Source organism: Candidatus Seongchinamella marina (assembly GCF_026262685.1).
In the GTDB taxonomy this organism is placed as follows: domain Bacteria; phylum Pseudomonadota; class Gammaproteobacteria; order Pseudomonadales; family Halieaceae; genus Halioglobus; species Halioglobus marinus.
The window spans coordinates 363,276-382,807 of record NZ_SHNP01000002.1 but is presented as its reverse complement, the minus strand read 5'-3'; the positions used below and the strand labels follow the sequence as shown (position 1 = coordinate 382,807).

General features: G+C 52.5%; 15 protein-coding genes. 13 read left to right on the top strand and 2 right to left on the bottom strand.

Going from position 1 to position 19,532, the window contains the following annotated elements:
- Positions 1 to 62 precede the first annotated feature (62 nt).
- From EYC87_RS06655 to thrH, 4 genes are all read left to right on the top strand, one after another.
- Positions 63 to 2,210, top strand: coding sequence for an acetyl-CoA hydrolase/transferase C-terminal domain-containing protein (locus tag EYC87_RS06655; RefSeq protein WP_279252200.1), 2,148 nt, complete (start codon positions 63 to 65; stop codon positions 2,208 to 2,210).
- 42 nt (positions 2,211 to 2,252) lie between these two features.
- On the top strand, positions 2,253 to 3,152 hold the full coding sequence (locus EYC87_RS06650; protein WP_279252199.1) for a 5'-nucleotidase: 900 nt from the start codon (positions 2,253 to 2,255) through the stop codon (positions 3,150 to 3,152).
- A gap of 109 nt (positions 3,153 to 3,261) precedes the next feature.
- On the top strand, positions 3,262 to 4,236 hold the full coding sequence (gene cysB, locus EYC87_RS06645; protein WP_007227800.1) for an HTH-type transcriptional regulator CysB: 975 nt from the start codon (positions 3,262 to 3,264) through the stop codon (positions 4,234 to 4,236).
- Between the two features lie 83 nt (positions 4,237 to 4,319).
- Positions 4,320 to 4,937, top strand: a complete 618-nt coding sequence (gene thrH, locus EYC87_RS06640) for a bifunctional phosphoserine phosphatase/homoserine phosphotransferase ThrH (RefSeq protein WP_279252198.1) — start codon at positions 4,320 to 4,322, stop codon at positions 4,935 to 4,937.
- Positions 4,938 to 4,981: 44 nt separating this feature from the next.
- Here the strand turns inward: thrH and pabB are convergent, their stop codons facing one another.
- A complete protein-coding gene (gene pabB / locus EYC87_RS06635; protein ID WP_279252197.1) occupies positions 4,982 to 6,340 on the bottom strand; it encodes an aminodeoxychorismate synthase component I in 1,359 nt (452 codons plus the stop codon).
- A 311-nt stretch (positions 6,341 to 6,651) separates the two neighbouring features.
- Between pabB and EYC87_RS06630 the strand changes: the two genes are divergently transcribed.
- The 8 genes from EYC87_RS06630 to EYC87_RS06595 all read left to right on the top strand — a co-directional run bounded on the left by EYC87_RS06630 (position 6,652) and on the right by EYC87_RS06595 (position 16,478).
- Entirely contained in the window at positions 6,652 to 8,385 is a 1,734-nt protein-coding gene (locus tag EYC87_RS06630; RefSeq protein ID WP_279252196.1) for an acyl-CoA carboxylase subunit beta, read from the top strand.
- Positions 8,386 to 8,417: 32 nt separating this feature from the next.
- A complete protein-coding gene (locus EYC87_RS06625) occupies positions 8,418 to 11,231 on the top strand; it encodes an ATP-binding protein (RefSeq protein ID WP_279252195.1) in 2,814 nt (937 codons plus the stop codon).
- Between the two features lie 12 nt (positions 11,232 to 11,243).
- Positions 11,244 to 11,654 (top strand): methylmalonyl-CoA epimerase, encoded by a 411-nt coding sequence (gene mce, locus EYC87_RS06620; protein WP_279252194.1) that lies wholly within the window; start codon positions 11,244 to 11,246, stop codon positions 11,652 to 11,654.
- Positions 11,655 to 11,786: 132 nt separating this feature from the next.
- Complete coding sequence (gene scpA, locus EYC87_RS06615) at positions 11,787 to 13,946, top strand: methylmalonyl-CoA mutase (protein ID WP_279252193.1); 2,160 nt, start codon at positions 11,787 to 11,789, stop codon at positions 13,944 to 13,946.
- Between the two features lie 26 nt (positions 13,947 to 13,972).
- Positions 13,973 to 14,992: a methylmalonyl Co-A mutase-associated GTPase MeaB gene (meaB, locus tag EYC87_RS06610; protein WP_279252192.1), complete on the top strand. Its 1,020-nt coding sequence runs from the start codon at positions 13,973 to 13,975 to the stop codon at positions 14,990 to 14,992.
- Between the two features lie 51 nt (positions 14,993 to 15,043).
- A complete protein-coding gene (locus tag EYC87_RS06605; RefSeq protein WP_279252191.1) occupies positions 15,044 to 15,568 on the top strand; it encodes a GNAT family N-acetyltransferase in 525 nt (174 codons plus the stop codon).
- Between the two features lie 92 nt (positions 15,569 to 15,660).
- The gene (locus tag EYC87_RS06600; RefSeq protein WP_279252190.1) at positions 15,661 to 15,990 is read left to right on the top strand and encodes a Rieske (2Fe-2S) protein; all 330 of its coding nucleotides are present in this window, start codon (positions 15,661 to 15,663) and stop codon (positions 15,988 to 15,990) included.
- 44 nt (positions 15,991 to 16,034) lie between these two features.
- A complete protein-coding gene (locus EYC87_RS06595; RefSeq protein ID WP_279252189.1) occupies positions 16,035 to 16,478 on the top strand; it encodes a YtoQ family protein in 444 nt (147 codons plus the stop codon).
- Positions 16,479 to 16,562: 84 nt separating this feature from the next.
- On the opposite strand, the gene EYC87_RS06590 is transcribed toward EYC87_RS06595, so the two are convergent.
- Positions 16,563 to 17,051, bottom strand: coding sequence for a DUF7931 domain-containing protein (locus EYC87_RS06590; RefSeq protein ID WP_279252188.1), 489 nt, complete (start codon positions 17,049 to 17,051; stop codon positions 16,563 to 16,565).
- Between the two features lie 231 nt (positions 17,052 to 17,282).
- Between EYC87_RS06590 and EYC87_RS06585 the strand changes: the two genes are divergently transcribed.
- Positions 17,283 to 19,520, top strand: coding sequence for an NADP-dependent isocitrate dehydrogenase (locus EYC87_RS06585; protein ID WP_279252187.1), 2,238 nt, complete (start codon positions 17,283 to 17,285; stop codon positions 19,518 to 19,520).
- The last annotated feature ends 12 nt before the right edge of the window (positions 19,521 to 19,532 follow it).

Here is a 19,532-nt window from a genome sequence, read left to right as displayed (position 1 = left end):
ACGTGTTTTTATTCGCCTTTTGACCATGCCTCTTAATACGAGGCCATTTTGAGGATTGTCCTGTGAGCGAAATTCTTTCCAGCGTTGAAGTCTGCGTTGATCGTATTGTCGAGGCCGTTGGGCCTGACATCCGTGTTGGCGCACCTCTTGGTTTGGGTAAGCCTGTGCAGCTGATCAATGCGCTGTATCGACGGGTAGCGGCCGACGCAGAACTTTCACTGCACATCTATACCGCACTGTGTCTTGAAGTACCCAAGCCCGGCAGCCATATTGAGGCCGGATTGGCTGACCCCATCATGGAGCGGATGTTTGGCGACTACGAGGAATTGGCTTTTCTGGCGCCTTTCAAGCGTGGAGAGATGCCTGCCAATATTCAACTCAGTGAGTTGTATTTCAGGGCGGGTTCAATGAAGAAAAATGCCGCCGCACAGCAAAACTACATATCGAGTAACTACACCCATATCGCCAGGGACATGCTCGCAGCCGGCGTCAATGTCATGCTCCAGATGGTGGCCGCCAGGGATGACGGAGACGATCTTCGTATCAGCTTTTCCTGTAATCCAGATGTCACCCCGGAAGTATTGCAACGAGTATCAGGTCTTGACCGTCGAGTATTTTTTGCGGCGCAGGTTCATGACGATTTGCCATTTATGAAACACGATGCGGAAGCGGCGCCAGACTCCTTCGACTGGATTGTTCGCAACTCGGACTACAGTAAAAAGTTATTTGCTGTTCCCAATGCAGCCGTGCCTTTGCGGGATTATGCCACGGCCTTGCATGCGAGCACCTTGATTGAAGATGGCGGAACCTTGCAGATCGGCATTGGTTCGCTGGGAGATGCGGTAGCTCAGGCCTGTATTGTACGGCATCGCAGTAATGACGCTTACCGACGCATGGTGGCAAACATTAGCGGCGGAGAGCCAGTTGCTGAACTTGATCTGGGCTGTTTCGACCAGGGCCTGTATGTCTCTACCGAAATGTTTGTTAACGGTATGATGCATTTAATTGAACATGGCGTAGTCAAGCGCAAGGTTTATGACAATCTGCTGCTGCAACAAGGACTTAACTCAGGACAAATTTCAGAGGTGATTGACACCGCGCTCTGGTGCTATGGTCGTGAGAGTGGACTCATACCCCAGGTGCTCACTGAGTCATCGTTGGTGGAGCTCATCGGCTGGGGAATCATGCCTGCAGCACTGAGTCTTGGCGAAGGCGACCTGAGTCTTGGCAACCACGTCCTGGTCAACGACATGGACGACACTGTCACAAAAGACAGTTTGCTGAGCGCAGTTAGCGGCAACGAACTGCGCAAGGGCCGCGTTCTGCACGGAGGATTTTTCCTGGGTCCGCGCGACTTTTATAACAAGCTTTGCGCGCTCGATGAAGAGGCACATGAGCGTATTTGTATGACAGGTGTGCAGCGCACCAATCAATTACTGCTGGATTACCCCCTGTACTGTGCACAGCGTCGCAAGGCTCGATTTATCAACACCGGTATGATTGCCTCCCTCAACGGCGCAGTCGCATCTGATGCGCTGGAAGATGGCACTGTGATCAGCGGCGTAGGGGGGCAATACAACTTCGTGGCCATGGCCCATGACTTGCCCGGGGCTCGCTCAATCCTCTGTATTAGAGCTACTCGAGGCGAGGGCAATCAGTTACAGTCGAACATAGTTCCGTTTTATGGTTACACCACCATACCAAAGCACCTGCGAGATGTGATCGTGACGGAGTATGGTGTGGCCGACCTTCGGGGTCAGTCTGACGCCGAGGTTATCAAACGCATGATTAACATCGCAGACTCTCGTTTTCAGGATTCGTTATTGGAGTCCGCAAAAAGCCACGGAAAGCTGCCTGGGGATTACAGTGTGCCATTGAGTGCGCGCAACAATACCCCTGAAAAGCTCCAGGCTGTGATCAAACCACAGATGCAGGCAGACGTTTTTCCCGACTATCCCTTTGGAACCGAACTGACCGATGAGGAACTGGCGCTCGCGGCCAGCTTACGCCGGGTCAAAGCGCTGAGTGAAGAACCTGCCCAATTTATCAGTTCTACTTTTAGGGCTCTGCTACATAACAGTGATGAGGATGCGGCAAAGCCGCTTCTGGAACGTCTCCACCTGGACCATCCGGAAACCACCAAGGACTTCCTGATTAAACAGTTGCTGTTACTGGAATTTGAGGAGCGAGGCATGCTCAAGGCTGGCTGACCGCCGGTGGCGGCAACCCCAGGAACTGGGTATGCTCTGTTCATGCCTGAAAAACTTGATGACAAACTGGTAATAGCCATTTCCTCGCGGGCTCTGTTTAACCTGGATGAAAGCCACCAGGTGTACCAGAACGATGGGCTAAACGCATACTCCGAGTATCAGGTGGCACGTGAAGATGAGCCACTGGAACCCGGAGAAGCCTTTCCCCTGGTACACAAACTGTTGCGCCTGAATGAGCTGTTAGGGGGAGATCAGCAAGTAGAAGTGGTGTTGTTGTCTCGTAATAGCGCAGACACCGGGTTGAGGGTATTTAACTCTATCGAGCATTATAATCTGACCATCAGCCGGGCCGCTTTTTGCGGTGGCGAAAGTCCCTGGCGTTACATCAATGCCTTTGGTTGCCAGTTGTTTCTCTCAAATGAAGCCGATGATGTTCGCAGTGCGCTTGAATGCGGGGTGGCCGCTGCGACCCTGATATCAGGAGCCAAACAGGACAGCGGCAATGACCAGCTGCGATTTGCCTTTGATGGCGACGCTGTTTTATTTTCCGATGAGGCCGAACGCGTCTATAAAAGCGAAGGGTTGGAGGCATTTACAGCCAGCGAAAAAGCCGCTGCGCGCCAACCACTGGCGGGGGGGCCATTTAAGCCTTTTTTGTCGGCGTTACACCGGTTGCAACAGGTATTTCCCGCGAGTGAGGCACCTATCCGAACGGCGCTGGTCACCGCGCGCTCAGCGCCTGCCCACGAGCGAGTTATCCGTACCCTGCGAGCCTGGAATATCCGCATAGATGAGTCGATTTTCCTGGGTGGTCTTAACAAAACCGATTTTTTGAGGGCCTATCAGGCGGATGTGTTTTTTGATGACCAGCAACAGCATTGCGAGTCAGCCAGTCCGCATATCGCTACCGGTCACGTGCCTCACGGAGTGGCCAACAACTGAAGCGAGGCGGCCGAACTCGGTTATGCCTTTTTAGTTTGGCTAAATCGCCGTTTAAGGTCTATTCTTTATAAGGTCCCCGTCTTTTACCCCGGGGGCTGCGGAGGCAAAAATGAAGCTGCAACAGCTACGTTATATTTGGGAAGTGGCGCACCACGAACTGAACGTATCCGCGACTGCACAAAGCCTGTACACATCGCAACCGGGTATCAGCAAGCAGATTCGCCTGTTAGAAGACGAGTTGGGTGTGGAAGTCTTTGCTCGCAGTGGTAAACACCTTACTCATGTCACGCCTGCCGGTGAAGCAATTCTCGAGGCGGCGGGGCAGGTATTGCGAACTGTGGAAAGTATCAAGCAGGTCGCCCAGGAGTATTCCAACGAGAAAAAGGGCAGCCTTTCCATTGCGACAACTCACACTCAGGCCCGCTACGCGCTGCCGGCAACCATCAGTGCATTCATCGACCGCTATCCGGATGTCTCTTTGCATATGCATCAGGGCACGCCAATGCAGATATCAGAGATGGCGGCAGACGGCACGGTAGATTTTGCGATTGCTACCGAGGCACTGGAGTTATTTTCTGATCTCATCATGATGCCGTGTTATCGCTGGAACCGCTGCATCCTCGTCCCCCGCGACCATCCACTCACCCAGGTATCTGTTCTAGGCCTGGAGGACGTGGCGGCTCACCCCATTGTGACCTACGTCTTTGGCTTCACGGGTCGCTCCAAGCTTGATGAGGCTTTTGTCGAAAAAGGTTTAACCCCGCGAGTCGTATTCACGGCCGCCGATGCTGACGTGATTAAAACCTATGTCCGACTTGGACTTGGAATAGGAATCGTCGCCGGGATGGCTCACGACCCCGAAATGGACCCTGATCTGGTTGCGCTGGATGCGAGTCACTTATTCGCCAGTAGCGTGACGCGCATCGGTTGTCGTCGTGGCACCTTCCTGCGCGGCTATATGTATGAATTCATCGAAGACTTTGCTCCTCATTTGACCCGAGACCTGGTTCAGGAAGCCTTTGCGCGACATACCAAGGCTGAGCTCGAAGAACTTTTTTCTGATCTTAATCTGCCTGTCTACTGAATATCTTCTGCCGGGACTTGTGCCCTATAGCGCAAAGCTTTAGATTATTGCGCACAATTTTGTGCCCCTTGGGAGGGTGATACGTGGAATTGGCTTGTCTTGACCTTGAAGGTGTTTTGGTCCCGGAAATCTGGATCGCTTTTGCAGATAAAACCGGCATAGAGGAGCTGCGGGCTACGACCCGTGATGTTCCCGATTACAATGTATTGATGACGCAGCGCCTGGCAATTCTTGACCAGCATGGGCTCAAGATTGATGACATCCAGGAGGTGATAGCGACGCTTGAACCACTCCCGGGTGCCGTCGACTTTATCGCTTGGTTGCGAGAGCGATTTCAGGTCATCATTCTTTCCGACACCTTTTACGAGTTCTCCCAGCCGCTAATGCGTCAGCTCGGTTGGCCAACCCTGTTTTGTCATCGTCTGGTGACAGATAATGCTGGCCGGGTAGTGGATTATAAACTGCGACAGGAAGATCCAAAGCGAGCTTCAGTAAAGGCTTTGCACAGTCTCAAGTATCGGGTTATCGCCGCAGGTGATTCTTATAATGACACCACAATGCTGAGTGAAGCCGATGTGGGCATTCTTATTCACGCGCCGAAAAATGTGATTGCAGAGTTCCCCCAGTTCCAGTCGGTTGCCAATCTTGCTGAGCTCAAGCAGGCGTTTGTGGATGCATCACAGCGTACTTTGTTGGTCTAGCAAGCAGTGCCTTTAACGGGTAGGGGCCTTTCCTTCGCTTGTTTTCAGCTCATTTCTTCCAGCACAGAAAGAAACTTTCCTACCTTATCGAAGGTTTCCTGGTACTCCTGACGCCACTGGGAGTCAGCGACGATGCCGCCACCGCCCCAACAGCGAATGTCATTGTCTGTACACAATAAACTGCGAATCGCGATGTTGCTGTCCATTCGACCATCTGCACTGATGTACATCACGCTGCCACAGTAAATTTCACGTGAGTCGGGTTCCAGTTCAGCGATGATTTCCATTGCCCTGCGCTTGGGCGCGCCGGTAATAGAGCCGCCGGGAAAACTGTCGCGCAATAATTCGTAGGCTGAGCGGTCTGGGGACAGCTCTCCGCTAATGGTGCTGACCAGATGATGTACGGTCGGAAAGCTTTGTACTTCAAACAATGCGTCCACGTGAATGCTGCCCGGAATACAGCTGCGTCCCAGATCATTGCGAAGCAGGTCCACTATCATCAGGTTCTCTGCTCTATCTTTTGAAGATCGCTTCAGTTCTTCGACCGCAAGCCTGTCAGCGCCGCTGTCTCGATAGCGGGGGCGAGTGCCCTTGATTGGCACCGTTTGAACGTGATTACCATGCAAAGAGAGAAATCGCTCGGGGGACAAGCTCATCATGACATCGTTATTTTCAAAGCTGAGATAGGCAGAGAAGGGAGCTGAAGCCGTTCTGCGCAATTGCCGATAAGCGGTCCAGGGATCGCCAGTAAAGGGGGCATTGAAGCGTTGAGCCAGGTTTACCTGGTAGCAGTCACCAGCATGGATATAAGACTGTACGCTCTCGAAAGCGCTGCGGTACTCGCTCTCAGTGAAGTTGGACTCGAACTTGCCGCCTAGTTGGAACTCTGTGTGCTTTACCCTGCGTTGGGACCGCAACCTGGACAGCACATCATTGCGATCAGCCTCGCGCATTGATGGTTGGGCCACCATAACCGCGCGCTGCAATAAGTGATCCTGAACGACCGCCCAATTGTATGCGGCCAGGTGACCCCCGGAGTTTCGCGTTGCAGGTGGCGCACCGCTGACTTGGTTAAGTGAATTTCCGCCATCGTAGCCAAGCGCGCCGAGCAGACCACCGCAGAACGGAATGTCCTGAGACGCCGGTTGAACGGTGCCATAATAGTCCTTGTGAAAGCGGCGCAGCTCATCGAAGTACTGCTGCCAGGCGGTTTCAGTTGCCGCTAAAGCGGGCTGTTCGGGGCAAGCGACAGGCTGGGCGCACATAATGTCATAGCGGCCGCTGCTGGAGTGCGGGTAACTGGAGTCGAGAAACGCGGCGCCAGGAAGCTCTCGCAGCGCTTCAAAGCGCTCACAGCTATCGGGAGAATAGGGGATTTCATCAAGGGATACGGTTTTATTCATTCGTCTTTGGGCCACTGACATATGTTGACACTGACCACAATCATCCTGTTGAACTCTGAAGTCTATAGGCTAGGTCGCTATTGTAAACTATAGTCGTAAACATCGCTGGATTAGCAAATATTTTCAGTGAAAACATGGCTTTACGAGCGCAGTTTGATTGACTTTATAGCCCCCTGCGCTTAATGTATCACGCCCGAATTCTGGCAGTTTTATGACAACGCAAAGGCTGTCTGCGACGTCTTGCCCAAGATGCCTCGCAGAAGGTGCCGCAAGCTCACCCAGGCCCTTTGGCCGATTCTGGATCAAGGAATATGACGACAGATAGCAGTAACGACCTGATCGCAAGTTTGGAGAACCCCTTCGCCACGAAGGATGAACAGGAATTTCGCGTGCCCGGGCAGATCGACTCTGAACCGGGCCTCTATGAAAAGGCGCTAAAGCACGGCTGGGAGTTGCAGCAACGTCCCTATGAGGCTTCAGGCGTTAAGAATACCCAGCGCCAGCACCAGAAGCACCGAATGACTGTATGGGAGCGCATCGAGTGTCTTGCAGACGATGAGCCTACCGTATTATTTCAAAACTGGGGACCCAACCTGGATGGCGCATCCCTGGTAACGGCTTTGATTCAGGTGAACGGGCGCGACGTGGCAATTTATGGTCACGATTTTACTGTGCGCGCAGGCTCAATGGATGCAACTAACGGCAAGAAGTTAGCGCGTTTGTTTGAGTTAGCTGCCAAGCGCAAGATACCGCTTGTGGGCATGAACGATTCGGCTGGCGCATACATACCAGCGGGCGTTGGTGGACTGGATGGATATGCAGATGCTTTCACCGCACTGCGGAAAATATCCGGTGTCGTGCCCAGTATTATGTGCATGTTTGGATTTAACGCGGGTGGCGGCTCATACCTGCCCAGGCAGGGGTCGTTTCTGATCCAGCCGGATAATACCTTTTTCGGCTTAACTGGCCCCGGTGTCGTCAAGTCTGTATTAGGTGAGGACGTTACCCCTGAAGAGCTAGGCGGTCCGGGTGTCCATAGCCAAACGGGCGTCACTGACTTCGTGGTACCCGATGAAGTCGCGGCCCTGCGAAAAGTGCGTGAGCTGCTTAACTATTTACCCGCCAACAATGGCGAACTCGCCCCGCATCAACAATCGTCAGACCCCATGACGAGAAAAACATGGGACATTGATATTTTGTTGAAGAAGGCGTTCAACTCGCCCACAGGCTTCAATACACCTTTTGACATCACCATCCTGATTCAGCAGTTGTGTGATCACGGTGATTTCCTGGAAGTGCAGCCGGAACGTGCACGCAATACCATTACTGCCCTGGGTCGAATGGGCGGCAATGTTATAGGCTTCGTTGCCAACAACTCTGCGGTTGCTTCCGGGCAGATCGATATTGATGCTGCCTATAAAAACGCGCGCTTTATTCGCTTTTGCAATCTCTACAATATCCCCATTATTTTCCTCGAGGACACGACCGGCTTCCTGCCCGGGCGAGAGCAGGAGAGTCGGGGTATCGTGCAAGCCGGTCGCGCCATGCTCGATGCTATTGTTGACTTGCGGACTCCGCGATTTTTGGTATTGATTCGCAACGCGTTTGGCGGTGCTTACGCGTCGTACAATAATTACCCCACGGGCGCTGATTTTGTGGTGGCCCTGCCTACAACGCGGGTCGCAGTAATGGGGCCTGCGGGCGTTGAATACGTCTATAAGGACGAGCTGAAAAAAATTCGTGGTGCGGTGAAGGGTAAAATCGCCGAGGAAACGGCTGCGCAGCAGGCCGCGAATCTCCCAGAAGATGAGGCCAGGGCGATGGCTGAAGAGTTGGTAGGGGGCTGGGTGAAAGCGCAAGAACAGTTGCTTGCTCAGCGCTACGAACAGGAATTGATGAACCCTGATGAAGCATTGAGCTTGGGATCTATTTCCCAAATTGTCATGCCTTCTGACCTGCGTCAGGTTTTAGCGGAGCATATGGATTTTTGTTTGCGTCACTATGAGCCGAGTCCGCTGCAGTCAGTGCAACGTGAATTCCACTAACGGCCCCGTCATTAAGAATTGAGGATTAACACGTGTCTAACGAACACTATTTGAATAACTCACTGATTCACCGCGACCGTCGCCTGGGCCGTCGCAACACCTCCTGGGTGAACCAGTTTGATTGCACTCATATGTGCCCGTTGATTATTTGCCGCGGCCCAATCCGAAAAGAGGCCATGGATGTTTTTGAAGAGATGGGGATCGCTCACTATGGAATCTTGCTGTCTGAGAAAGATTCCATAGTTTATCAGGATGCCTTGGCCCCGGAGTTGCGCACGCTCACCGAACCAGACAGGGTTCACCGAGTGCCGGATTACACTGGTAGCAACAAAGAAGAACGTAATCAACGTATAGCCCAGATCATCAGTATTGCCAAAGACAACGGTTACAACTCAATCTTTGCCGGCTATGGTTTCATGGCTGAAGATGAAACCATGGTTGCTGCCATGGAGAAAGCCGGGTTGAACTTCATTGGCCCCTGTTCAAGGACGGTCCATGATGCAGGACTTAAGGACGAGGCTAAACGCACGGCGTTGAAGACCGGGGTATCTGTTACTCCCGGAATCGACAATGGAACCGCGCTGACCCTGTTAAAGAAGCACGCTGACGTGGCTGCTCTTAAAGCCCTGGCAGTAGAGCATGAGCTAGAGCTTGATCATGCCCGCCTGGACGATAATGCCCTCACCCTGGAAGACAAGGCTGACCTGGTTCTCGCAGCTTCATATGTCAAAGGGATTGATCTTTATACCGTAGACGAGCTCTGCCAGGCACTCACCGAAGCAGTTGAGAAAATGACTGCGGATTACCCACAGAATCGGGTTCGCTTGAAAGCGATTTCCGGCGGCGGCGGTAAAGGCCAGCGTATTCTCGGCATTGGAGAGTCCGCACGCACCCCAGAGATGGTCAGGGAAATTCTCAACGAAGTGAAAACCACCGGCGTTGGCGACAACAAAAACGTACTGGTTGAGCTGAACATAGAGACCACACGTCACCAGGAGATTCAGGCCATCGGCAATGGTCTCTGGAGCATGTCCATGGGTGGTCGTGACTGTTCCCTGCAAATGCATGAGCAAAAACTGCTGGAAGTTTCTGTCACTGTAGAATCCTTGCAGTCAGCTATTGAGCAGGCTGAAGCGGCGGGGTTGGTGGAAGAGATAAAGGTTCTTCAACAGGACCTGAAAACGCTGGAATCAATGGAAGATGAGGCGGCCCGGTTTGGCGAGGCGGTCGGGTTGGACTCTGTTTCTACGTTTGAGTGCATTGTCGACCGTGACAAACATTTCTTTATGGAAATGAATACTCGAATTCAAGTCGAGCATAGAGTGACCGAGCTCTGTTATGCCCTGCAGTTCACCAACCCTGATAATGCCGAGGATTCTTTTGTCGTTGAATCACTGGTGGAGATGATGGTGTTGCTGGCGGCCCACGGACCCAAGCTGCCCAAGCCGATGCGTATCCTGCGTCACAATGACTCGGTCGAAGCGCGAATGAATGCGACCAACCAGGCCTTGCAACCCAGCGCTGGCGGCGTCATTGATTACTGGTCTGACGCGGTGGTCGGTGAAATTCGCGATGATCAGGGCATTAGCCTGCACAACCCTGATACCGACGTATTTATGAAATACACCCTGGCAGGGGCTTACGATTCCAATATAGCGCTGCTTTTAACGGTGGGGGATACCCGCCTGGACACCTATGAGCGAATGGCGGAGGTTATTCGACAGACCACCATGCGCGGCAAGGATCTGGCAACAAACCTTGAGTTTCATTACGGTTTGGTGAATTGGTTTATAGGCCAGAACATTAATGCTAGGCCAACTACCCGGTTTATCGTTCCTTACCTGACAGCAGTGGGAGAACTTAAGCAACGGGCCAACAACCTGGATTTGGCTTACGCCTGGCAGCAGCTCTGCAAAGCGTCTCTAGAGGAGCTTGCAGGCGACCCTGCCAGGGCACTTCAGCATAGTCTGGAACAAAAGCAGACACTGTTGTTGCGACCTCTGGAGTCGCTGTTGGCTGAGCCTCATATTCTTTCGGGTTGGTTGAGCATAAATCGCGATAGCTACACCTTGATCGACGATAAAATCAGCTGGAACGAAAACCCTATAGAATTGCTCGCCGATACTTATCATTTCCTGAATATGGACTTTGTCCATGGTGCTCCTGCCGCCAATATGATTTGGCACCACGATAACGAGATTCTGCAACAGGCGCTGGATTTCTATAACGAGCTCAATAATCGCCTGGATGCAGAGGACTGGATCGAGCTGCAATCGCTACTGGCAGAGTCGCAAGCACCCGCAGGTATTGATGTGCCGTTATGGTCTTCGATTCGTGCCGCTCACGTTGGCTTCCAGGCCGGCTTGGATATGCTGGCCGTGCTACCGAGCATTGCCGAGAAGACTCGCTATTTCGAACTGGCAGTAAACAACGACCTTACGATTAATATACCGGAGCGGCTTTTTGATGAGTCGCTGCAAGATGCCATGGCAAAAGTGCTGGTGCCACCACCGGTTGCCAAGTCGGACGAAATTCTGGCTGAGAGTGGCGGGATGTTTTACGGACGTGAAACACCTGAACACGAGATTTATGTGCAAGAGGGCGACCACTTCGAAGCTGGCGACCCCTTGTTCATCGTCGAAGTCATGAAGATGTTCAACAAAGTTTACGCACCGTTCTCCGGGACTGTTGACGAGGTGCTGGTTGATACTGATGGGGTCATCATCAGTAAGGGCCAGACTATTTTCAAAATCACCCCGGATGAAAAAATGATAATTGAGTCGGCAGAGGACGTTGCGGCCAGGCGCCGAACCGTCACTGATGAATTTCTGACTCAACTGGCTTAGGAGGTACATTCAATGATTACGGCACTGGACCACATTGCGATCGCTGTCCCGGACCTCGAAAAGTCCATCAAGCGTTTTATGGATGACTTTGGGCTTTCTTTTGATGGCACCGAGGACGTTATAGCGGCCAAGACCTCGACGGCTTTTTTTCCTGTTCCTCCAACTAATATCGAGCTCGTTCATCCGCTTAATGGCGACGGCCCTATTGCCGGTTATCTGGAAAAAAAGGGCGGAGGACTCCACCACCTTTGCTTTCGTTCAGACAATATCGAGGAGGACGTCGAACGCCTGACAGCCAAGGGATATCAGTTTTTGGGAGACGCTCCCTCTCCTGGCGCCCACGGCTCTAAAGTCATTTTTATTCACCCCAAGAGTTGCGATGGTGTGCTGGTTGAAATCAATCAACCCGCAGACTCGCACTGATTATTGAGGTCAGGGGACAAGAGTATTAGGCACGTCTGGGCAAGCCCGGCACCTGTATCTCAGAGCAGCGAATACACATAGATCACCGGTTTCACAGCAGTGGAGTAAGCACGGTGGCGAGAGGACACAAAAATGAGTGACAAGATTTACGACAAGAAGAGCGCTACTCCAGAAGCCTGGACAGAGCTGGCTACCAAGCAAATGCGCGGCAAGCCCCTGGAGTCGCTGACCTGGGAAACTCCTGAGGATATTGACGTAAAGCCTCTGTATACCGCTGCAGATACCGAAGATCTTGAATTCACCGATACCATGCCTGGCATGTCTCCCTATATTCGCGGGCCACAGGCTACCATGTATGCAGGCCGACCCTGGACAATTCGCCAATATGCGGGATTTTCGACGGCGGAAGCGTCCAATGCGTTTTATCGTAAAGCGCTGGCCGCTGGTGGGCAGGGTGTTTCAGTAGCCTTCGATCTCGCAACACACCGCGGTTATGACTCTGATCACCCGCGTGTGTCTGGTGATGTGGGCAAGGCCGGGGTGGCCATCGACTCGGTTGAGGACATGAAAATTCTCTTCGATGAGATTCCACTGGAAAAGGTTTCCGTCTCGATGACAATGAATGGCGCCGTACTGCCGGTGCTGGCGGGGTATATTGTTGCCGCAGAAGAGCAGGGCGTCAGCCAGGATCAACTCGCGGGCACGATCCAGAATGACATTCTCAAGGAATTCATGGTGCGTAACACTTATATTTACCCACCTGCACCCAGCATGAAAATCATAGGCGATATCATTGCTTACTGTTCGGGCAATATGCCTCGCTTCAACACCATTTCCATTTCCGGTTATCACATACAGGAAGCGGGAGCCAACGCGGCGCTGGAGCTAGCGTATACCCTGGCAGACGGCAAAGAGTATATTCGAACTGCGCTGTCAGCTGGCCTCGGTATTGATGACTTTGCGCCACGCCTGTCCTTTTTCTGGGGCATCGGTATGAACTTTTATATGGAAATTGCCAAGATGCGAGCCGCCCGACTGCTGTGGGCCCGCATTGTTGGAGGGTTCAATCCAGAGAACCCCAAGAGTTCCATGCTGAGAACCCACAGCCAGACTTCCGGTTGGTCACTTACGGAGCAGGATCCTTACAACAATGTGGTGCGCACCACTATCGAGGCAATGGCCGCAGTGTTTGGTGGTACTCAGTCGTTGCACACCAACGCGCTGGATGAGGCTATCGCGCTGCCTACTGAATTTTCCGCTCGTATTGCCCGTAATACCCAGTTGATCATTCAGGAGGAGTCAGGAATCACCAATGTGGTTGACCCCTGGGGGGGTTCATACATGATGGAGAGTTTGACGCAGGATATCGCAGACAAAGCCTGGGAGTTGATCGAAGAGATTGAGGAAGCCGGCGGTATGGCCAAGGCCATTGAAACCGGAATGCCGAAACTCCGCATCGAGGAAGCCGCTGCCAAAAAACAGGCCCGTATAGACAAGGGCGAGGACGTGATTGTGGGTGTGAACAAATACACCCTGGAGAAAGAAGACGATGTGGATGTGCTGCAAATAGACAACGAGGCGGTGCGCGAATCACAGTTGGCCCGACTGGGGGCGATTAGGCAGTCGCGTGATGAGAGCGCAGTTGAGGCTATACTGGAAGACATCTATCAGTGCGCGGTCAGCGGCCAGGGTAACCTGTTGGAACTGGCTGTAGAGGCTACTCGACGCCGCGCCACCGTTGGGGAGATATCTTTCGCTATGGAACGGGAATTTGGTCGCTTTAATGCTCAGGCCCAAACGGTCTCTGGCGTTTATGGTAGTGCCTTCCAGGAAGATGAGAACTGGCAGGGCATCAGCAAGGATATTGACGGCTTTGTGGAGCAACATGGTCGCAGGCCCAGAATGCTGGTGTGTAAAATGGGTCAGGATGGACACGATCGTGGGGCCAAGGTCATCGCCACCGCTTTCGCCGACGTGGGCTTTGATATCGACCTGTCGCCTATGTTCTCCACCCCGGAGGAGGTAGCTCGCCAAGCCATTGAAAACGACGTGCACGTCGTCGGCGCTTCATCATTGGCAGCGGGTCACAAAACTCTGGTTCCCGAATTGGTGACAGAACTTCGCAAACAGGGGGCCGACGAAATTGTTGTGATCGCCGGCGGAGTGATACCCAGACAGGACTACGAGCACCTTTACGCGGCTGGCGTAAAATGTATTTTCGGACCGGGAACCCCAATTCCCGTTTGTGCTCGTGATGTATTGGATGCAGTAAATAGTGCTCTGCTTAGCTAAATCATTGATAGTAACGCACTGGCAGTATGCCTATAGCTGGCACTGCCTCGGCAGTTCTGTCTCTACGACAACGATGGTGGTTTGAGTTGCAGGCTTTCGATCTGAATCAGCTTTTGTCGGGTAACCGACGTTCACTGGCCAAGGCTATCACCCTGGTCGAGAGCAAACTCGCAACACATCGAGACCAGGCTCAGGACATACTCGAACAAATTCTGCCGCACAGTGGCAACAGCATACGAATAGGGATTACAGGCGTTCCCGGCGTTGGGAAATCTACTTTCATTGAAGCCTTTGGCCTCTATTTGATCGCGCAGGGTAAGCGCGTGGCGGTTCTCGCGGTAGACCCCAGTTCTCCGATCGCCGGCGGCTCAATTCTTGGCGACAAAACCCGCATGGAAGAACTATCACGACGGGAGGAGGCCTATATTCGGCCAAGTCCTTCCGAGGGAACACTGGGAGGCGTGGCACAGAAAACTCGCGAGACTATGCTGCTGTGTGAGGCTGCGGGGTACGACGTCATCCTGGTCGAGACCGTTGGCGTCGGCCAAAGCGAATATCAGGTCGCAGGAATGGTGGACTTTTTTATGGTGTTGATGCTTCCCGGTGGCGGTGACGAACTACAGGGCATTAAAAAGGGCATTATGGAACTTGCTGACGCACTGGTGATCAATAAGGCAGATGGCGACAGTGAAAAACTGGCTAATCTTACTCGCCAGCAGTACACCAGTGCCATGAATTTGTTGCGCCACACCAGCTTCTGGACCCCCCGAGTAATGACCTGTTCTGCGCTAAAGGGCATTAACATCGATACTGTCTGGGGCATGGTGGTGGATTACTATTTCATGGCGCTGGAGGAATCGGCTTTTCAGGCCAAGCGCGCCGAGCAGAACCGCGACTGGATGCATCAGTTAGTCAACGAAATGCTCACGATGAAGCTCACTCGTAATGCAGAGATCAAGCGAATGCTGCCTGGCCTTGAGCAAAACGTAGAGGCACAAAAAATTACCGCATTTGCTGCTGCTCGGCAAATCATAGACAAGCTTTAAGTGCTGACACCCGGGCACAGCGAAGTAATCTCGGGGGGCAAAGGTTTAACTATGGCTGTCAGCATAAGGCGAGCGACGGAATCCGATGCTGCTCCTCTTGCGGTCCTTGCAGAACAAGCATTTCGCCAAGCATTTACACAAGACAATAGCGATGCGGATATAAACCAGCATTGTGAAGCCAGCTTTGGTTCTGATAAACAAAAAGCAGAAATATTGGATGCCAACACAGTTGTCTTGTTAGCGGAGTCTGGTGAGCAGCTGGCAGGTTACGCTCAATTACACGTGTGTTCGCCCAAGGCCTGCGTGCGGGGCAAGGCTCCAGCCGAACTCAATCGTATGTATGTGCTTGAGACTTGGCATGGACGTGGTGTAGCACAACAGATTATGTCGAAAGTGCTGGATTTCCTCGCCAATAAGGGCCGGGACGTCGTGTGGTTGGGCGTTTGGGAGCACAACGCCAAAGCCATTCGTTTTTATCGAAAATACGGATTCAGCGAGGTCGGTGAGCATGCGTTTTACCTCGGTGAAGACCTGCAGCGCGACCTTATTTTCGCGACAACACTCTCGGCGATATGAGCCTACCCGGTGCTGGCAGAATAACGCGGTTGGCCCGTATTCATGAAACAGGCTAATCTTCACCGACCTCCACTTGCCGACAGGGGCATACCATGCGTTTTTATGCTCTTGAAAAGCTGATCAATCTTCACGACGGTTACACTCAACAATTCAAGATCGATCACCTGCAACTGTTATTAATACAGCGATTGGGGCAGCTTTATTTATTTGAGGCTAATTGCCCCCATCGAGGACACTCCCTCGAGGCAGCAATCATCGATAATGGCGTTATTCAATGTCCGCTGCACCAGTACCAGTTCTCCATTACAGACGGGGAATTGCTGAAGCAGACGGAGGAGCCCTGTCGTCGACTCAAGGTATGGAATATTGCTTACGAGGGTGTTGAGGTTGGAGTGATGCTGGGGAATGAACTCGATCCGTAGCGTGCAATTGTTCTGGGCTTTCATCAAAAAGGAGCATTCAAGTAATGAACTGGAAGATCTATCTCTCTGGAGAAATCCACACTGATTGGCGCGATCAGATAAAAAAGGGCTGTGAGATGCGAGACTTACCCGTGTCATTTTGCTCGGCAGTGACGGATCATGAAGCCAGCGATGCCGCCGGCGATGGTCTGGGTGCAGAGTCCAACAGTTTCTGGCGTGATCATAAATCTGCAAAAGTAAACTCAATACGAACAAAGCACCTTGTGCATAGCTGTGATATCGCGGTTGTGCGCTTCGGTGATAAGTACAAACAATGGAATGCCGCCTTTGATGCCGGAATGTGTGCGGCACTGGGCAAGCCCTATATTACCCTGCATGACGAGAGCATTATTCATCCATTAAAAGAAGTCGATGGCGCCGCCATGGCCTGGGCCCAGAGTGTTGATCAGGTGATTGAAATACTGGCCTATGTCACTAGTGCTGACTGATTCGATGTTTGGCGCTCAGCGCTCCTTGATGATCGCGCAAGGCCAGGGATTATTGCACTATGGTCGATATGCAGTGGCAAGCACCTAGACACTAAGGCTGCGTAATTCCGGATCCTGTGTGCTATAGCGCCATAGCTCATCAAACAAATCCAGGTGTTTTTCTGTCGCAGCTCGCGAATCCGCTTCATAAAAGCCATCGTGATCCGCACCGCCGGGCTTGTAGAGAACGCCGTCCCGATCACGGATGACCACCGTCTGGCCGTTCCAGTCTGGGTGACCTTCAAGCTTTCTGATTTCAATGAGACTGGGAATGCGGCGAGCGAGCGCCAGCAAGCGATGACCACGACCAATCAGGCCACGGGAATCGGCTACTAAAATACGAACTTCAGATTGTCGAGAGCCCCTGGCCAGAGCGGAGAGCGCGCTGGTGAGTTCATCCTGGTCGAATACTGCGTGATCGAGGTGCGGGCTCAGGATGCTGACGTAGCGAGACGCGCTCGCGCACAGTTCTACCGCCACTGCATCGAAAGGGTGAGGATATGCTATTGCCTGTGGATATTCCTTATCCGCCATAGTGGTGTTTACCCGCAAGATAGATTGCTGCTTCGACAGTTTAGCCTACACCATAGCGGATCCCGGTGCCGCCTCCAAATTGGCCGAGGAGAGCATCAGAAAACCATTGATTATCAGTCGTTTAGACGCCGGCAGGGTATCGGGGAGGGTACAACATGAGGTATAGTTCGCGATCCAGAAATGGTACGTACACCAGCGCCATTACCACCTATTTGAACGTCAGAGGAAGCTATGCCATCTAACAGCAATACTATTTACTACACCCTTACTGACGAAGCTCCGTCACTAGCCACTTGTTCATTGTTGCCAATCGTGCGTACTTTTACCTCAGCGGCAAATATCGATGTGAAGATTACAGATATTTCTCTAGCAGGACGGGTTTTATCGAGCTTTCCCGATTACCTTGAAGAAGATCAGCGAGTCGAAGATGGTCTGGCATTTTTGGGCGATCTGACTCAGGATCCTGCTGCCAATATCATCAAGCTCCCGAACATCAGTGCCTCTATACCGCAGCTCAAAGACTGTATCGCCGAATTGCAGGGGCAGGGCTACGCAGTACCCGACTACCCTGAGAATCCGCAGAGCGATGCAGATAAGGACGTGCTTCAGCGCTACGGTAAAAGCCTTGGAAGCGCGGTGAACCCAGTCTTGCGTGAAGGTAATTCTGATCGCCGTGCGCCAAAAGCGGTAAAGGAATTTGTGCGCAAGTACCCCCACTCAATGGGTAAGTGGAGCATGGCGTCACGCAGCCATGCTGATTACATGCGCGACGGTGATTTTTATTCGGCGGAACGATCGGTGACCTTTGCCGATGCTGAAGATATTCGTATCGAATTTATTGATGCCAACGGTGAGGTCACCGTGAAGAAAGCACTGTCCATGCAGGCCGGCGAGGTTTTGGATAGCATGCGCATGAGCGCAGCGGCACTGCGTGAGTTCCTTGAGCAAACCATGGATGACGCCAAACACTCAGGCGTGATGTGGTCGCTGCACGTGAAGGCGACCATGATGAAGGTGTCTCACCCGATCGTGTTTGGCCATGCAGTGACTGTTTTTTACAAGGACCTGTTTGAAAAGTACGAGACTTTGTTTGATGAACTGGGCGTAAACCCAAACAACGGGCTGAGTAGCGTTTATGAAAAGATCGAATCGCTGCCGCGCTCAAAGCGTGAAGAGATACTTGAGGATGTGCACGCTTGTTACGAAGGAAGGCCTGAGCTTGCAATGGTGGACTCTGTCAAAGGGATCACCAATCTGCATGTACCAAGCGACGTGATTGTTGACGCATCTATGCCTGCGATGATTCGCAACGGTGGCAAAATGTGGGGCCCGGATGGTAAAGCCAAGGACTGTAAGGCGGTAATGCCGGAGAGCACCTACTCAACGATTTACCAGGAAATGATTAACTTTTGCAAAACCAATGGGGCATTCGACCCCACACAATGCGGCTCGGTACCCAATGTAGGCTTGATGGCCAAAAAAGCAGAAGAATACGGCTCACACGATAAAACCTTTGAGGTTGACGCACCGGGCACAATGCGCGTGGTCGATAGCACAGGCAACACATTGATGGAGCACACCGTAGAGCCTGGTGACATCTGGCGCGCCTGCCAAACCAAGGATGAAGCCATTCGGGACTGGGTAAAATTGGCCGTGAACCGCTCTCGCGCGTCCGATACTCCGGTAATCTTCTGGCTGGACCGTAACCGGGCTCACGACATTCAGTTGATCAAAAAAGTTGAAGTGTATCTCAAGGAGCATGATACCGAGGGGCTGGATATTCGTATCATGACTTATGTAGAGGCGATTCGCCGCAGTATGGAACGAATGATCCGGGGCAGTGACACTATTTCAGCTACCGGCAACGTACTGCGTGACTACCTGACCGACCTGTTCCCGATAATGGAGCTGGGCACGTCAGCTAAAATGCTTTCTATTGTGCCCATGTTGAAGGGCGGAGGCATGTACGAAACGGGCGCCGGTGGTTCAGCTCCCAAGCACGTTCAGCAGCTCCAGGAAGAAAACCATTTGCGCTGGGATTCTCTCGGTGAATTCCTGGCTCTGGCAGTTTCGCTTGAAGATATGGGGATAAAGCAGGGCAATGCCCAGGCAACGCTACTGGCAAAGACCCTGGATGAGGCTACCGGCAAACTGCTTGCCAATAACAAGTCACCCTCTCGTAAAGTGGGCGAACTGGATAACCGTGGTAGTCATTTTTATCTGGGTATGTATTGGGCCAAGGCACTGGCAGCGCAGTCAGAAGATACTGAGCTTGCTGAACGCTTCGCACCCCTGGCCAAAGCCATGGCCAACGCAGAGAAGGATGTTGTGGCAGAACTGGAGCGCGCGCAGGGTAAGCCCGTGGAAGAAGAAGGGTACGGCTATTATCACGCTGACCGTGCCGCGGTTAAACGAATCATGCGTCCCAGTGCTACCTTGAATGCGATTCTGGCGGAAATAAATAGCTAAGAGTCCATCCCA

Coding starts and splice junctions, on each gene's coding strand:
- EYC87_RS06650 (WP_279252199.1), top strand. CDS start 2,253: ATGCCTGAAAAACTTGATGACAAACTGGTAATAGCCATTTCCTCGCGG.
- cysB (WP_007227800.1), top strand. CDS start 3,262: ATGAAGCTGCAACAGCTACGTTATATTTGGGAAGTGGCGCACCACGAA.
- pabB (WP_279252197.1), bottom strand. CDS start 6,340: ATGAATAAAACCGTATCCCTTGATGAAATCCCCTATTCTCCCGATAGC.
- EYC87_RS06630 (WP_279252196.1), top strand. CDS start 6,652: ATGACGACAGATAGCAGTAACGACCTGATCGCAAGTTTGGAGAACCCC.
- mce (WP_279252194.1), top strand. CDS start 11,244: ATGATTACGGCACTGGACCACATTGCGATCGCTGTCCCGGACCTCGAA.
- scpA (WP_279252193.1), top strand. CDS start 11,787: ATGAGTGACAAGATTTACGACAAGAAGAGCGCTACTCCAGAAGCCTGG.
- meaB (WP_279252192.1), top strand. CDS start 13,973: ATGCCTATAGCTGGCACTGCCTCGGCAGTTCTGTCTCTACGACAACGA.
- EYC87_RS06605 (WP_279252191.1), top strand. CDS start 15,044: ATGGCTGTCAGCATAAGGCGAGCGACGGAATCCGATGCTGCTCCTCTT.
- EYC87_RS06600 (WP_279252190.1), top strand. CDS start 15,661: ATGCGTTTTTATGCTCTTGAAAAGCTGATCAATCTTCACGACGGTTAC.
- EYC87_RS06595 (WP_279252189.1), top strand. CDS start 16,035: ATGAACTGGAAGATCTATCTCTCTGGAGAAATCCACACTGATTGGCGC.
- EYC87_RS06590 (WP_279252188.1), bottom strand. CDS start 17,051: ATGGCGGATAAGGAATATCCACAGGCAATAGCATATCCTCACCCTTTC.
- EYC87_RS06585 (WP_279252187.1), top strand. CDS start 17,283: ATGCCATCTAACAGCAATACTATTTACTACACCCTTACTGACGAAGCT.